The 12,742-nt window shown below is 66.9% G+C and carries 13 protein-coding genes and 1 tRNA gene; 10 read left to right on the forward strand and 4 right to left on the reverse strand.

Annotated elements, in window-relative coordinates; genetic code table 11:
• The first annotated feature begins 20 nt into the window (after positions 1-20).
• The 5 genes from KTQ37_RS13385 to KTQ37_RS13405 all read left to right on the forward strand — a co-directional run bounded on the left by KTQ37_RS13385 (position 21) and on the right by KTQ37_RS13405 (position 5,907).
• On the forward strand, positions 21-1,343 hold the full coding sequence (locus KTQ37_RS13385; protein WP_218631023.1) for a helix-turn-helix transcriptional regulator: 1,323 nt from the start codon (positions 21-23) through the stop codon (positions 1,341-1,343).
• 65 nt (positions 1,344-1,408) lie between these two features.
• Positions 1,409-1,801: a response regulator transcription factor gene (locus tag KTQ37_RS13390; protein ID WP_218631024.1), complete on the forward strand. Its 393-nt coding sequence runs from the start codon at positions 1,409-1,411 to the stop codon at positions 1,799-1,801.
• Between the two features lies 1 nt (position 1,802).
• Positions 1,803-2,093 carry a hypothetical protein gene (locus KTQ37_RS13395; protein WP_218631025.1) on the forward strand — a complete coding sequence of 97 codons (291 nt, stop codon included), beginning with the start codon at positions 1,803-1,805 and terminating at the stop codon, positions 2,091-2,093.
• A gap of 3 nt (positions 2,094-2,096) precedes the next feature.
• Positions 2,097-4,802 (forward strand): ATP-binding protein, encoded by a 2,706-nt coding sequence (locus tag KTQ37_RS13400; protein ID WP_218631026.1) that lies wholly within the window; start codon positions 2,097-2,099, stop codon positions 4,800-4,802.
• Positions 4,803-4,872: 70 nt separating this feature from the next.
• On the forward strand, positions 4,873-5,907 hold the full coding sequence (locus KTQ37_RS13405) for a FliM/FliN family flagellar motor switch protein (protein ID WP_218631027.1): 1,035 nt from the start codon (positions 4,873-4,875) through the stop codon (positions 5,905-5,907).
• Here KTQ37_RS13405 and KTQ37_RS13410 read toward each other — a convergent pair.
• Both KTQ37_RS13410 and KTQ37_RS13415 read right to left on the reverse strand, forming a co-directional pair.
• Entirely contained in the window at positions 5,904-6,344 is a 441-nt protein-coding gene (locus KTQ37_RS13410) for a DUF6691 family protein (RefSeq protein WP_218631028.1), read from the reverse strand. The genes KTQ37_RS13405 and KTQ37_RS13410 overlap by 4 nt on opposite strands.
• Positions 6,344-6,769, reverse strand: a complete 426-nt coding sequence (locus tag KTQ37_RS13415) for a YeeE/YedE family protein (RefSeq protein WP_218631029.1) — start codon at positions 6,767-6,769, stop codon at positions 6,344-6,346. The genes KTQ37_RS13410 and KTQ37_RS13415 overlap by 1 nt, the downstream gene beginning before the upstream one ends.
• A 121-nt stretch (positions 6,770-6,890) precedes the next feature.
• On the opposite strand from KTQ37_RS13415, the gene KTQ37_RS13420 reads away from it, so the two are divergent.
• Together KTQ37_RS13420 and KTQ37_RS13425 are read left to right on the forward strand one after the other, a co-directional pair.
• The gene (locus KTQ37_RS13420; protein WP_218631030.1) at positions 6,891-7,214 is read left to right on the forward strand and encodes a TraR/DksA family transcriptional regulator; all 324 of its coding nucleotides are present in this window, start codon (positions 6,891-6,893) and stop codon (positions 7,212-7,214) included.
• Between the two features lie 89 nt (positions 7,215-7,303).
• Positions 7,304-9,283 (forward strand): enoyl-CoA hydratase-related protein, encoded by a 1,980-nt coding sequence (locus KTQ37_RS13425; RefSeq protein ID WP_218631031.1) that lies wholly within the window; start codon positions 7,304-7,306, stop codon positions 9,281-9,283.
• Between the two features lie 8 nt (positions 9,284-9,291).
• Here the strand turns inward: KTQ37_RS13425 and KTQ37_RS13430 are convergent, their stop codons facing one another.
• Complete coding sequence (locus tag KTQ37_RS13430; RefSeq protein WP_218631032.1) at positions 9,292-9,504, reverse strand: hypothetical protein; 213 nt, start codon at positions 9,502-9,504, stop codon at positions 9,292-9,294.
• Positions 9,505-9,653: 149 nt separating this feature from the next.
• Between KTQ37_RS13430 and KTQ37_RS13435 the strand changes: the two genes are divergently transcribed.
• Entirely contained in the window at positions 9,654-9,905 is a 252-nt protein-coding gene (locus KTQ37_RS13435) for a DUF2312 domain-containing protein (protein ID WP_218631033.1), read from the forward strand.
• 3 nt (positions 9,906-9,908) lie between these two features.
• Here KTQ37_RS13435 and KTQ37_RS13440 read toward each other — a convergent pair whose 3' ends face one another.
• Positions 9,909-10,784, reverse strand: coding sequence for a hypothetical protein (locus KTQ37_RS13440; RefSeq protein ID WP_218631034.1), 876 nt, complete (start codon positions 10,782-10,784; stop codon positions 9,909-9,911).
• A 107-nt stretch (positions 10,785-10,891) separates the two neighbouring features.
• Here KTQ37_RS13440 and KTQ37_RS13445 point away from each other — a divergent pair, with 107 nt between their 5' ends.
• Together KTQ37_RS13445 and KTQ37_RS13450 are read left to right on the forward strand one after the other, a co-directional pair.
• Positions 10,892-12,550, forward strand: a complete 1,659-nt coding sequence (locus tag KTQ37_RS13445) for an ABC transporter permease (protein ID WP_218631035.1) — start codon at positions 10,892-10,894, stop codon at positions 12,548-12,550.
• Positions 12,551-12,600: 50 nt separating this feature from the next.
• Positions 12,601-12,676: transfer RNA gene (locus KTQ37_RS13450), tRNA-Thr, on the forward strand.
• Positions 12,677-12,742 lie beyond the last annotated feature (66 nt).

The raw sequence follows: 12,742 nt of genomic DNA on the forward strand, positions 1-12,742 counted from the left end.
GAATCAGCAAGGAGCAGCCCATGGCCCGTTCGGCCCTGACCGGAACCCGCATTCGCGAGCGACGCACCGCGCTGCGCATAAAGCAGGCCGATCTGGCGCGTTCCGTGGGGATCTCTCCGGCTTACCTCAACCTGATCGAACACAACCGCCGCCGCGTGGGCGATGAATTGCTAGGCCAGATAGCCGGTGCGATGGCGGTCGATCCTGTCGCGCTGTCCGAAGGCGCCGAGGGGGCACTGTTCGACGGTCTGCGCGAGGCAGTCGCCGGGGCGGAGGCGGAGGGCGGCGCGCATATGGCCGGGATGCCCGAGCTGGAGCGGATCGAGGAATTCGTGGGTCGCTTTCCCGGTTGGGCCGCGATTCTCGCTGGACGACAGGCACGGGTGAACGCGCTGGAGCGTGTGGTTGAAAGCTATTCGGAGCGGATGGCGCAGGACCCCTTCCTGCTGGCCTCGCTGCACGAGGTGCTTTCGGCGGTGACCTCGCTGCGCTCGACTGCGGCGATCCTGGTTGAGACGGACGATATCGAACCCATCTGGCGCGCGCGCTTCCTGCGCACCATCCAGGAAGAAAGCCTGCGCCTGTCCGAGACCGCCGAGGCGCTGGTGGGCTATCTTGATGACCTGGAGGAGGCCGAGACCGGCCTCAGTTCGCCGCTCGAGCAGGTCGAGGCCTGGCTGTCGGCGCGCAACTGGCATCTTGAGGAACTGGAGGAGGCGACCCCGCCGCCGCCCGAGGCATTGATCGCGGGCGTAGCCGAGCTCGCCTCAAGCGCGGCGCGCAAGCTGGCGATCGCACATATCGAACGCGCGCAGGCCGATGCGCGCGCCCTGCCGCTGGAGGCCTTCCGTGACGCCGTAGCCGAGCTGGGCATGGATCCGGCGCTGCTGGCAACGCGCTTCGGCGCGCCTCTGGGCGCGGTGTTCCGGCGTCTTGCCACCTTGCCTCTGGCCGAGGGCGCGCAACCGGTGGGCCTTGTGATCTGCGACGGCTCGGGGGCGCTGACCTTCCGGCGCGGTGTGCCGGGCTTTGCCCTGCCGCGCTTTGGAGCGGCGTGCCCGCTCTGGCCGCTCTACGAGGCGCTTGCGCGTCCGATGCAACCGGTCCGCAAGGTTGTGGACATGGCCGGGCGCTTGCCCGAACGTTTCCTGACCTACGCCATCTGCCAACCCAGCCAGCCCGGCGGTTTTGATGGGCCCGTGCTGATGGAGGCGATGATGCTGATCCTGCCGCCCCCGCCCGAGCGCGCGCCGGGCGAGAGGGCCATCGGCTCGTCCTGCCGGATCTGTCCGCGCGGGGAATGTGCAGGGCGCCGCGAGCCCTCGATCCTGTCCGAGGCCTGAGTGCGGGGTTTGACAGTTCTCACGCGGCCCGCAATAGTCGGTTCGGGGAAGAGGAGGAAGCGCCGATGTCTGGAAAGCATGTGCTTCTTGTCGAGGACGAGCCGCATATCGCCGAGGCGATCCGGTTCATTCTGACACGGGCGGGCTGGAAGGTCTCGCTTGAGGCTGACGGCGCGCAGGCCTATGCCCGCATTGGCAGCGAAAGGCCCGATGCGGTGATCCTCGATCTGATGCTGCCGGGCAGTTCGGGGCTCGATATCCTGACCAGTCTGCGTGGGGATGCCACGCTGGCAGAGCTGCCGGTGCTGATGCTGAGCGCCCGTGGGCAGGTGCGCGACCGCGATGCCGCAACGCGGGCGGGTGCGACGGCCTTCCTGGCCAAGCCTTTCGCCAATGGCGATGTTCTTGCGATGCTCGACGAGATCGTCACGCGCGCCAAAGAGCAGCGGAGCGCCTGACATGCCACAGACGGGCCAGCCGCTTTTCCTCGCCCGCAGATCCTACCGTCGCAGGCGCATGATGGATGCGGTGCGGATGTTGCCCGTGCTGGGGATGGTGCTGTTCATGCTGCCAAGCCTTTGGTTGCCGGGCGAAACCCCCCGACCTGATACCGGCCGCGGCGGGCTTTATATTTTCGCCGTCTGGGCCGGGCTGGTGGTGCTGGCCTTCGGCCTAGCGCGCGGCCTTGCCCCCGCGATGGAAGAAGAAGAGCGCACCGAGGAATTACCGCTTCAGGAAGAGGACGGCTGATCGATGCCTTTCAACGTCCTCGTCGCGGTTTGTCTGGCCTATGTATTTCTGCTGTTCCTAGTGGCCTTCGTGGCCGAACGCCGGGCGCAGCGCGGTCGACTGAGATTCCTGCACCGTCCCATCGTCTATACCCTGTCGCTGTCGATCTATTGCACCGCCTGGACCTTCTATGGCGCGGTGGGCTACGCCGCGCGCTCGGGGCTTGAATTCGTCACCATCTACCTTGGGCCAACCTTGGTCTTCGTCGGCTGGTGGTGGATCCTGCGCAAGCTCGTGCGGATCGGGCGGGCGCAGCGGGTGACCTCGATCGCCGACCTGATTTCCAGCCGTTATGGCAAGTCGAACCTGCTGGGCGTGATCGTCACGCTGATGTCGGTGGCGACCTCGGCGCCCTATATCGCGCTGCAATTGCAATCGGTGACGCTGAGCTTCGGCGTGTTCGCCGCCGATACGCCCGAGGGGTGGGCGCTGCCCGATCAGGGTTCGACCGCGCTGTGGATTGCCGCGGGCCTCACACTGTTCACCATCCTCTTCGGCACCCGTAACCTTGATGCGAACGAGCGTCACCACGGCGTTGTCATGGCCATCGCGCTTGAGGCGGTGGTCAAGCTGGTCGCGCTGCTGGCGGTGGGGGTATTCGTCGTCTGGGGTATTGCCCATGGGCCGCTGGATGTTCTGGCGCGCACAGATGCCTCGCCTATCGCCGACTGGGATCTGAAACCGGGCCGTTTCGCGGGGCTGATCTTCGTTTCGGCGGCGGCGATCCTGACCTTGCCGCGCATGTTCCAGGTGCTGGTTGTCGAGAACGTCGATGAGCGCCATCTGGCCACCGCAAGCTGGGCCTTCCCCGGCTATCTGATGCTGATGAGCCTCTTTGTCATGCCCATCGCGGTGATCGGGCTCGAGGTGATGCCCGCAGGCTCGAACCCCGACCTTTTCGTGCTGACGCTGCCGCTGTCGCAGGGGCAGGGTAACCTTGCGCTGTTGGCCTTTCTGGGGGGCTTCTCCTCGGCCACCTCTATGGTCATCGTCGCGGCGATTGCACTGGCGACGATGGTGTCGAACCATATCGTGACGCCTCTGTGGCTGGCTTTGGGAAGCCAGCGCGGCAAGGAGATGGGCGATATCCGCGGCCTCGTGCTGATGTCCCGGCGGCTTTCCATCGCGGTCGTGCTGGGGATGGGCTATGGCTATTACAGCATGTCGGGCGGCTCTGCGGCGCTGGCTTCGATTGGCTTGATCGCCTTCGTCGGGGCCGCGCAGGTGCTGCCTGCGCTGCTCGGCGGGATGTTCTGGCGTGGAGCCACCCGGATGGGCGCGGTGGCCGCGTTGCTGACCGGCTTTGCGATGTGGCTTTACACGCTGTTTCTGCCGTCCTTCGGCGAAAGCGGTCTGATCTCGGCCCAGGTCATGGCGGCAGGGCCTTTCGACATTGGCTGGCTGCGGCCGCAGGCACTGTTTGGGATCGACGCGCTCGACCCGCTGTTGCACGCGCTGTTCTGGAGCCTGCTGTTCAACACCATCTCGTTCATGGTGTTCTCGACGGCCTCCTTCCCCGGCCCGATGGAGCGTCTTCAGGGCGTGGCCTTCGTGAATATCTTCGAGCAGACGCCGGGCGCGCGTAGCTGGCTGCGCGGTCAGGCCGAGGCTGAGGACCTGCTGTCGATGGCGCAGCGCATCCTGGGTGCAGAAGAGGCACAGCGGTTCTTCCAGGCGCAGGCGGCGGGGCAGGGCAAAGAGGGCTTCCTGCCCGACCCGACGCCCGATTTCCTCGCGCGGCTTGAGCGGCAGCTGGCCGGTTCAGTCGGCGCGGCCACGGCTCATGCGATGATCTCGCAGTTGACCGGGGGCAGTTCGGTCTCGGTGCAGGATCTGATCGCGGTGGCTGGCGAGGCGGCCGAAATCAAGGAATACTCGGCCCAGCTTGAGGCGAAATCCGAGGAACTGGCCCGCACCGCCCGCGCGCTGCGCGATGCCAACGAAAAGCTGACCTCGCTGTCGGTGCAGAAAGACGCCTTCCTGGGCCAGATCAGCCACGAGTTGCGCACGCCGATGACCTCGATCCGGGCGTTCTCCGAGATTCTGATGGAGCCCGATCTGCCCGACGCCATGCGCTCACAATATGCCGAGATCATCCATGAAGAGGCCCGCCGCCTGACGCGTCTGCTCGACGATCTGCTGGATCTGAGCGTGCTGGAAAACCGCAAGGTGCAGTTGAATGTGGGCGTGGCCAACCTGCATGACCTGCTCAACCGCGCGGTGCAGTCGGCCTCGAACACCCGGCCCGAGCGTTCGTTCCGGGTCGAGCGTGACTTCCCGTCTGAACATATGCCGGTCTTCACCGATACCGACCGTCTGGTGCAGGTCTTCATCAACCTGATCTCGAACTCGCGCAAGTATTGCGACAATGAGCGCGCCGTGCTGCGCATCGAGGTGAAGAAGCGCGGCCAGAAGGTTCAGATCGACTTCATCGACAATGGCTCGGGCATCCCCAAGGCGAGCCAGGCGCTGATCTTCGAGAAATTCTCGCGGCTGACGGATACGAGCCGCGCGGGCGGGGCGGGTCTTGGTCTCGCGATCTGCCGCGAGATCATGGCCAATCTGGGCGGCAAGATCGACTACGTGCCGGGTCAGGGGGGGGCTGCCTTCCGCGTGACCTTGCCGTTGCGACGCCGCGAGATGGAAGAGGCGGCGAAGGCCTCGGCCTGAGATTTCAACGCTTTGTAAAGACTGATCTGCGAATCCTTGCGGCTCGCGCCATGGGGATTGGGCGGTTCGAATGACCGAAGATCAGCAGCACTCAGTCATGCGCCGGAAGGCGTCCTCGGGGCAGCCTGCGGTTGTCACGGCGCCAGCAACGGCAGCGCGGGCGATCCCGCTGGCGCTTGCGCGCACGGCCGAGGGGATGGGCTTGCCGCTGCGCGTGGCGCAGTTGCGCGAAAGCCGGATGGTGCTGGCCGAACTGCCTGAGGCGCTTGAGGAATTCTCGCTTCTGGCGGTGATCGAGGGGCCGAAGGAGGGGTTGGGGCTGGTGGCCCTGCCGCCCGCCACGCTTTCCGCGCTGATAGAGTTCCAGACATTGGGCGTTCTGGCGCGCAGCGCGCCCGCCCCGCGCAAACCCACGCGGATCGACGCGGCGATGGCGGCGGAGTTTATTGATGGTGCCCTGACGCGGATCGAGGCCGAGCTGAGCGCGACCGATGAGGCGATCTGGGCGGGTGGGTTTCGCTATGCCTCCTGCCTCGACGGGCCGCGCCCGCTGGGGTTGTTGCTGGAAGACACCTCCTATCGCGTCTGGCAGGCCGATCTGGTCTTCGGGGCCGAGGGTGAGCGGGCGGGGGGCTTCCTCTGGGCCGTTCCCGCCGAGGGGCGCGGGCAGCGCCCCGCCGCGATGGCACAAGCCGTGCCGAACCCCGCGCGGACCGACGAGGATACCGATTGGATGCGCCGGATGGAGGCCACGCTGATGGGCACAAGCGCCGTGCTCGACGCGGTGCTTGATCGGGTGACGGTGCCGCTTGCAGCGGTGTTGCACTTCGCGCCGGGTACGCTGCTCCCGATCGCTGCGGACAGCCTTGAGCGGTTGCAGCTTGAGGGGCACGGGCGGCGCGTCCTGGGCCGTGCGCGGCTGGGTCAGCTGCGCGGCTTTCGCGCGGTGCGTCTGGTTGATGAGGGCGCGCAGCCCGGACCGGCCCGCGCCGCGCCGAGTGAATTCGAGGCGGGCACTAGCCCCGTCACCGCGCGGGCCGAACCGCCAGCAGCGGTTCGGCTTGATGTGGCCGAACCGCTGCCGCGCCGCGTGGCGGGGGCTTAGACGTCGTTCTCGGCATCCAGCTGGTCAAGGCCCCGGCGCGCCAGCGGCGCCACGGCCATGCCTGCGCACATTGCCAGCACGAAAAGCGCAACCTGCCAGCCACCAAAGCCAAGTGCGCCGATCGCCGGGCCAGGGCAAAGCCCCACCAGCCCCCAGCCCGCACCGAACATCAGCGACCCCAGCACGAGGTTGCGATCGACCAGCTTCGGGAAATCCTGCGGCATCGGCAGATCGAGCAGCGAGCGTTCGCGCCGCGCGGCGATGCGCCAGACCACGATCATCGGCAGCACCGCGCCGCCCATCACGAAAGCCAGCGTCGGGTCCCAGTTGCCGAACACATCGAGCCAGCCCTGAACCTTGGTCGTATCGACCATACCCGCGACCAGCAGGCCCGCGCCGAAGAGGCCCCCGGCAAGAAAGGCGAAAAGGTTGCGCATCAGATCACCTCCAGCACATGGCGGGCCAGAACCAGCATCAGCCCGCCGCCGAGCAGGTAGAACACCGTCGCCACGAAGCCGCGTAGCGAAAAGCGCGACATGCCGCACACCCCATGCCCCGAGGTGCAGCCATTCGCGAGCCGCGTGCCGATGCCCACCAGCAACCCCGCCACGATCAGCAGCACCGGGTTTGAGGTGACATGGGTATCGACGACCGCGTAAAGCGGTACCAGCAACGGCGGAATCGCGATCAGGCCGGCCAGAAAGCTCAGCCGCTCGACCGTACTGTTGCGCCCCGAGCGGTCGATCAACCCGCCCAGGATGCCGCTGGCCCCCAGAACCCGTCCGTTTGCCAGAAGATACAGCGCCGCCGCCGCGCCGATCATGAGGCCGCCCACGGCGCCCCAGATCCAGTCTTGATGCATATCGTCCCCCGTTCGCCGGTGCCACATGCACCGCCCGGCGCGCCCTGCCACAAGGGTTTGACCTGCGTCAATGCCCATGTGCTGCGCCGGGCGTTAGATGGGGCAAGAACAGGAGGACGCCATGAAATCCGTGGAAACCCGCAAGGCCGAACTTGAGGCGCGCAAGGCGCAACTGACCGAACGGATGGGGCAGATCGCCTCGGAGTTCGAGACGCACGAGTCCAAGGACTGGGAAGAGATGGCGACCGAGCGCGAAGGCGATGAGGTTCTGGAGGATCTCGGGCAGGCTGCGCGCACCGAGCTGCGCATGATCGAGGCGGCGCTGGAGCGCATCGAAGAGGGCGAGTACGGCTATTGCACGGTCTGCGGCGAGCAGATCTCGGAAGAGCGGCTGGACGTCCTGCCCGCCACACCCTTCTGCCGCAACCACGCCGCCGGGCGCTGATCCGTCCAAACCCCTGAAATCGGGCAGTTTGCAATTGCCACGGGCCGGATAGGCCGTAAACTTGCGCTGTCTTGAGCAGGCGGGGGAACATGACACGGCGGGTCAAGCTGCAACGGCGCGAGCGGAGCGTTCTGCTGACGCTTCCGGGTGAGGATGGGCGCGGGCAGGGCTTTGACGCCGATCTGCGGCAAAGCCTTGGAGGCGCGCTCGATCTGATCCTGTCGGAATCCGGCGATACGCCTGTGCTGATCCGCGCCGAGGCGGGCGGCTGGCCGGTGGCGGCCGATCCGGCCACCGATTACGCCGAGGATGAAGCGCCCGCGCTGTCGCATCTGGCGGGGCTGATCGCCGATGCGGGCCGCCCGGTTGTGGTGGCCCTGTCGGGGCGCATCAGCGGCGGAGCGTTGGCGCTGGCGCAGGCCGCCAGCCTGCGCATCGCGCATGATCAGGCCGTCTTCGCGTCGCCGGAATATACCTTGGGGCTGTTTCCCACCGGAGGTGGGCTTGTGCGGCTTGCGCAGCGCGCTGGCGCGGCCTCGGCGCTGGCCTTCGTGACATCGCGGCGAGACTGGAGCGCGCAGGAGGCGATGCAGATCGGCCTGTGCGAGGCGTTGGTCTCGGATGAGGCGGTCGAGGACGTCGCGCTCGATTTCGCGCAGGCGGTCGGCGGGCGCGGCCCCGGAGCGATTCAGCCCAAGTCGGCGGCGTCTGAGCCTGAGAAATATCTCGAAGATCTGGCCACGGCGCGGCGTGGATTGACGGGTGGTGCACTGGCCCCCGCCGCGCAACGCGCCGCAGAGGTGGCCGAGGCCGCGCTGCTCTTGCCGATGGATGAGGCGCTGGATTACGAGGCCGTGGCCTATTCCGATCTGGCAGAGGGCGAGGTTTCAACTGCCCTGCGCCATGTCGCCCGGATCACCCATCGCGCGGCGCGTCTGGCCGCGCTGCCCGAGGGGCAGCAGCATCTGACCATTGCCAGGGTCGCCCTTTGGAACCAGCCGTCCGAACGTGCCGCCGGGTTGATCGCGGCGGGCTACGAGGTGGTTCTGGGCGAAAGCGACCCGACCGGGTTGGAGCCCGCCTTCACCGCCATCGCCGAGGCGCAGGAGCGCGCTGTTCAAGCCGGGCGCCTCGATCCCGCGCAACGCGAGGCCGACTGGGACCGGCTGAGCGCGGCGCTGGAATGTGCGGCGCTGGCGGGGGCCGATCTGGTCGTGGCCACCCCGCGCGATGGCGAGTTGCCGCAGATCCGCGCTGGTCTGAAGCCGGGGGCGGTTCTGGTGCTCGATGGCGCCTCCGGGCCGCGAGATCTGGCGCTGAGCGACAGCGGTACGGTGCTGGAACTGACCGCAGGCGCACAGGCCGGGCAATGGCTTGGCGCGGCGGGGCGCGTTTTGCAAGATGCGGGGGCGCTGGTGATCCATGCCGGGCCGGGGCTAGGAGTCTGGCTGGAGGCCGCGCTCTTCGCCGCGGCCGAGCGTTGCGTGATGGCCGGGGCCGCGCCCGAGGCGGTTGACCGTGCGATGGTCAGTTTCGGTTTCGCGGATGGGCCCTTCGTGTTGGCTGATCGCATCGGCATTCCGGCGGTCATGGAATGGATGGGCCATGCGGGTCACCCGCCGGGGGTGTTCTTCACTTTCCTCGACCTTGAGGGGCAGACCGGCCGCGCCGCCGGGCGCGGCGTCTATCGCTACGAGGATGGGGCTACGCCTGCCGTGCCCTCTGACCAACCTGCGATCCTTGCGGCTTTGCGCGCCGAGGCGGGCGTAGGGGCTACAACACTGCCCGAGCGCGAGATCGTCGCGCGGATCTGTGCCGAATTGGCGGGGGAGGGCGCGATGGCGCTGCAATGGGGCCGTGCCCATCGCGCGGGGGATATCGACCTTGCGGCGATTGCGCTTGGCTTTCCCGCGCATCGCGGCGGGCCGATGTTCCAGGCGGACCGCGCGGGCCTTCTGGCGACCCGCAAGCGGTTGCGCGCGCTGGCGCACGAGGGCGCGCCCGCGCCGGTCACGCTATGGGATGTGCTGATCCGCAACGGGCGCTGGTTCAGCGAACTCGATGCCTGAGTGTCGCCTCAGAGCATGATCCCCAGAACGACCATCATCAGGCCGATCACCGAGACGAACAGCGCGCCGAGATTGAGGCCGACGATGCGTTGCAGGCTTTTGCGCAGCGCCTCATCGCCAAGGCCGGCACGTTTGGCGCGCGAAACCGAGACGATGCACCAGACGATGCCCGCCAGCCCCACCAGCGATACAGCCGCCCCTGCCCAGATCAGATAGTCCATCGCGTCCTCCGTACTTTGCGCGGGCCTAGCGCGGCGCGGCGCGCGAGGCAAGGGATTTGCGCCGGGAACCGCCTTGGCCGCTCCGGGGTGCTTGAAGCGCGGGGCGCGGCGGGCTAGTCAGGGCCAACCCTTTCGAACAGGAGCCCAACATGCCCAACGATGCCGCCTACAACGTCGCCGCAGACGAGCTGCGCCAGTTCATCGAGCAGTTCGAAAGCCTCGAGGCCGAGAAGAAAGACATCGCCGAGCAGCAAAAGGACATCATGTCCGAGGCCAAGGCCCGCGGTTACGATACCAAGGTGATGAAAAAGATCATCGCCATGCGCAAGCGTGACAAGAACGACCTGGCCGAGGAAGAGGCGATCCTCGACATCTACAAGGCCGCGCTCGGCATGGGCTGAGCCTCAGGACGCGATGAAGCGCACGCCGGGCATGGCCGCGATTTCGGCGATATCGGCGTCGTAATCGGCGGTCATCGCGGCAATCAGGCCCGCGTCCCAGCCGGGCAGGGAGATGTCGATCTCCAGCGTCTCGGGTCGCGCAAACTTTTCCAGGAACGCCGTGACGACCTTGCGGCGTTGCGTCGCCGAGCGGGGCGGGTGGCTGCGCAGATAGACATGCAAGCGTTCCAACCCCTCGGGCTCGATGATCTGCTCCAGAAGCGCTTCGTCGCCGGAAAGCCGCGCGCCTTCGTTCAGGCCGGTCAGGCTGCGCAGGATCTCGGGCCAGATCAGCGGCATGTCCTCGTTGCACCACAGTATGAGCGGGCGCCCCTCGGCGGCCTCGACCATGCGGCGGACCACCGGAGCCCACCGCAATGATCGGGGATCCTGCCCGGCGATCAGCTCCTCGTAGCTGCTCTTGCGTTGCCGCGCCACGAGCGCGGGCATCAGCACGGCCGGGTTGATCAGCGCCATGTGGAATTCGACTTGCGCCTCGGGGAAGAGGTTCGCCAGCGGGCCAAGCTTGTCCGGCACCATCTGGTAAAAGCCGCGCTTTGTCACAACCCGATCGGGCAGGCAGGTGAAGAACTCATGGCTGAAGACCAGCCGTTTGGGGGGGCTGTCATGGCCCGCTGCCGTCAGGATCTCCTGCTGCAGGGCGCTGTCGGCGGGCGCGCCTTTGAGCGTGTAGAGCGCATCGCGCAGCTTCATGCGGTAGCGCGCCGGTTCGGGGACCGATACTCCGGCCTCTTTCAGTCGCCCGCGATCTGGGCCAAGCGCCCGGATCAGGCCGTCTTCATCCGTGCAATGGGCTCCGAGGTGAAAGACGACTTGCATACTGTTTTCCCAACGTAATCGGGGAAAGATTACCGGTGCTTTTCTGGACAGGCAAACCGGTTTCGGTATAAGCGGGGAGCATGGTAACCGATCAGAAAACTCAGGTAATGACGGCAGGTTCGGGCACGGGGTTGCGCACTTCCGGCTCGGGTATCTGGTCGGTGGGGGCGGCGCTGATTGCTGCGGTGGTGCTGGCGCCGCTTGTGGCGGTGGTCTGGCTGGCGCTGAACCCGACCGAAAACATCTGGCCGCACCTGATTTCCACCACATTGCCGCGCTATTTCGGCAATACCGCCTATTTGGCGGTGGGCGTTGCCGTACTGACTGCGGCGATCGGTGCGGGTTCGGCCTGGCTGATCTCGATGTATCGCTTTCCGTTTTCCGGGTGGCTGGAATGGCTGCTGCTGCTGCCGCTGGCGATTCCGGCCTATGTGACGGCCTATGCGCTGGTCGATTTTCTCGACTATTCGGGGCCGGTGCAAGGCGCGCTGCGCGAAGCCTTCGGCTGGACCTCGGCGCGCGACTACTGGTTCCCCGAGGTGCGCTCGCGTTGGGCGGCGGTGCTGGTGCTGGCGGCCTCGCTTTACCCCTACGTCTATCTGCTGGCGCGCTCGGCCTTCCGCGAGCAGTCGGGAGGCAGTTACGAGGTCGCGCGTGCCCTGGGTGCCGGGCCGGTGGGGCTTTTCCTGCGCGTGGGGCTGCCACTGGCGCGGCCCGCCATCGCGGCGGGCGCGGCGATTGCGATGATGGAGACGGTCGCCGATTTCGGCGTCGTGGATTATTTCGGCGTGCAGACCCTGACGACCGGGATCTTCACGACTTGGCTAGAAGCCGGCAACGCGGGCGGTGCGGCACAGATCGCGGGTGTGGTTCTGACCGTCATCATGGTGCTTCTGGCGTTGGAAAAGCGCAGCCGGCGCCATTCGCGCTATTACCAGTCGGCGCGCCAACCCCGGCCGATCAATCGCACAGAACTGCACGGGGCGACGGGCTGGGTGGCAACCGGGCTCTGCCTTGCGCCCTTCACCATGGGGTTCGTGCTGCCGGTCTCGGTGATCTCGGCCTATGCCTGGTCCAACCCCGAGGCCTGGTTCGGCCCGGGTCTGAGCCGCGCGCTGGTGCATACGCTGGTCACTGGCGGGGCGGCGGCGGTGCTTACGGTGCTGGCGGCGCTCTTCATGGTCTATGGCGTTCGCATGACCGGGCGGCGGCTGCCGCGCACCCTGCTGCCGCTGACGGCGGTCGGCTATGCGGCGCCGGGCGCGGTACTGGCTGTGGGCATCCTGATCCCGCTGGCTGCGATCGACCACCGGCTGGCCGATGCGATTCTCGCACTGACCGGCACCGACCCGGGGCTTTTGCTGACCGGTTCGGCTTTCGCGATCATCCTGGCTTATGTGGTGCGCTTTTTCGCGCTGGCGCAGTCGGCGGCCGATAGCGCGTTCGGGCGCATCTCGCCCTCGCTGCCGATGGCGGCACGCTCGCTCGGGCGCACGGCGGGCGGTGCGCTGCGCGAGGTCTATATGCCGCTGATCCGCGGCTCGGTCGCCTCGGCCGTGCTTATGGTCTTCGTCGAAAGCGTCAAGGAACTGCCCGCGACGATGCTCTTGCGGCCCTTCAACTATGAGACGCTGGCAACCCGTGTGCATGAAAAAGCCAGCCTTGAGAATCTGGGAGATGCCGCCCCGGCGGCGCTTCTGGTGATGCTGGTCGGGCTGATCGCGACGATGGTTCTCGCGCGCGCCAACCTTACCCGGCGACGTTAGGCGCAAGCGATCTTGCACGGGCCGCGCGTGGACTGTATGGCAGGAGCGAGGCCGGCGTAGCTCAGTTGGTAGAGCGGCGATCTTGTAAGTCGAGGGTCGGGGGTTCGAGTCCCTTCGCCGGCACCATAGCATCAGTTAAGCCATTGATAAGCATCAGCTTTGTCCTAGGATAGAGCGAGCGTAGAACATGGC

The sequence above is a fragment of the Sedimentimonas flavescens genome, from assembly GCF_019264375.1.
Taxonomy (GTDB): domain Bacteria; phylum Pseudomonadota; class Alphaproteobacteria; order Rhodobacterales; family Rhodobacteraceae; genus Rhodobacter; species Rhodobacter flavescens.

Excerpts from the sequence above, each read along its gene's own strand:
- KTQ37_RS13385 (WP_218631023.1), top strand. The coding sequence starts at position 21 with ATGGCCCGTTCGGCCCTGACCGGAACCCGCATTCGCGAGCGACGCACC.
- KTQ37_RS13390 (WP_218631024.1), top strand. The coding sequence starts at position 1,409 with ATGTCTGGAAAGCATGTGCTTCTTGTCGAGGACGAGCCGCATATCGCC.
- KTQ37_RS13395 (WP_218631025.1), top strand. The coding sequence starts at position 1,803 with ATGCCACAGACGGGCCAGCCGCTTTTCCTCGCCCGCAGATCCTACCGT.
- KTQ37_RS13400 (WP_218631026.1), top strand. The coding sequence starts at position 2,097 with ATGCCTTTCAACGTCCTCGTCGCGGTTTGTCTGGCCTATGTATTTCTG.
- KTQ37_RS13405 (WP_218631027.1), top strand. The coding sequence starts at position 4,873 with ATGACCGAAGATCAGCAGCACTCAGTCATGCGCCGGAAGGCGTCCTCG.
- KTQ37_RS13410 (WP_218631028.1), bottom strand. The coding sequence starts at position 6,344 with ATGCGCAACCTTTTCGCCTTTCTTGCCGGGGGCCTCTTCGGCGCGGGC.
- KTQ37_RS13415 (WP_218631029.1), bottom strand. The coding sequence starts at position 6,769 with ATGCATCAAGACTGGATCTGGGGCGCCGTGGGCGGCCTCATGATCGGC.
- KTQ37_RS13420 (WP_218631030.1), top strand. The coding sequence starts at position 6,891 with ATGAAATCCGTGGAAACCCGCAAGGCCGAACTTGAGGCGCGCAAGGCG.
- KTQ37_RS13425 (WP_218631031.1), top strand. The coding sequence starts at position 7,304 with ATGACACGGCGGGTCAAGCTGCAACGGCGCGAGCGGAGCGTTCTGCTG.
- KTQ37_RS13430 (WP_218631032.1), bottom strand. The coding sequence starts at position 9,504 with ATGGACTATCTGATCTGGGCAGGGGCGGCTGTATCGCTGGTGGGGCTG.
- KTQ37_RS13435 (WP_218631033.1), top strand. The coding sequence starts at position 9,654 with ATGCCCAACGATGCCGCCTACAACGTCGCCGCAGACGAGCTGCGCCAG.
- KTQ37_RS13440 (WP_218631034.1), bottom strand. The coding sequence starts at position 10,784 with ATGCAAGTCGTCTTTCACCTCGGAGCCCATTGCACGGATGAAGACGGC.
- KTQ37_RS13445 (WP_218631035.1), top strand. The coding sequence starts at position 10,892 with ATGACGGCAGGTTCGGGCACGGGGTTGCGCACTTCCGGCTCGGGTATC.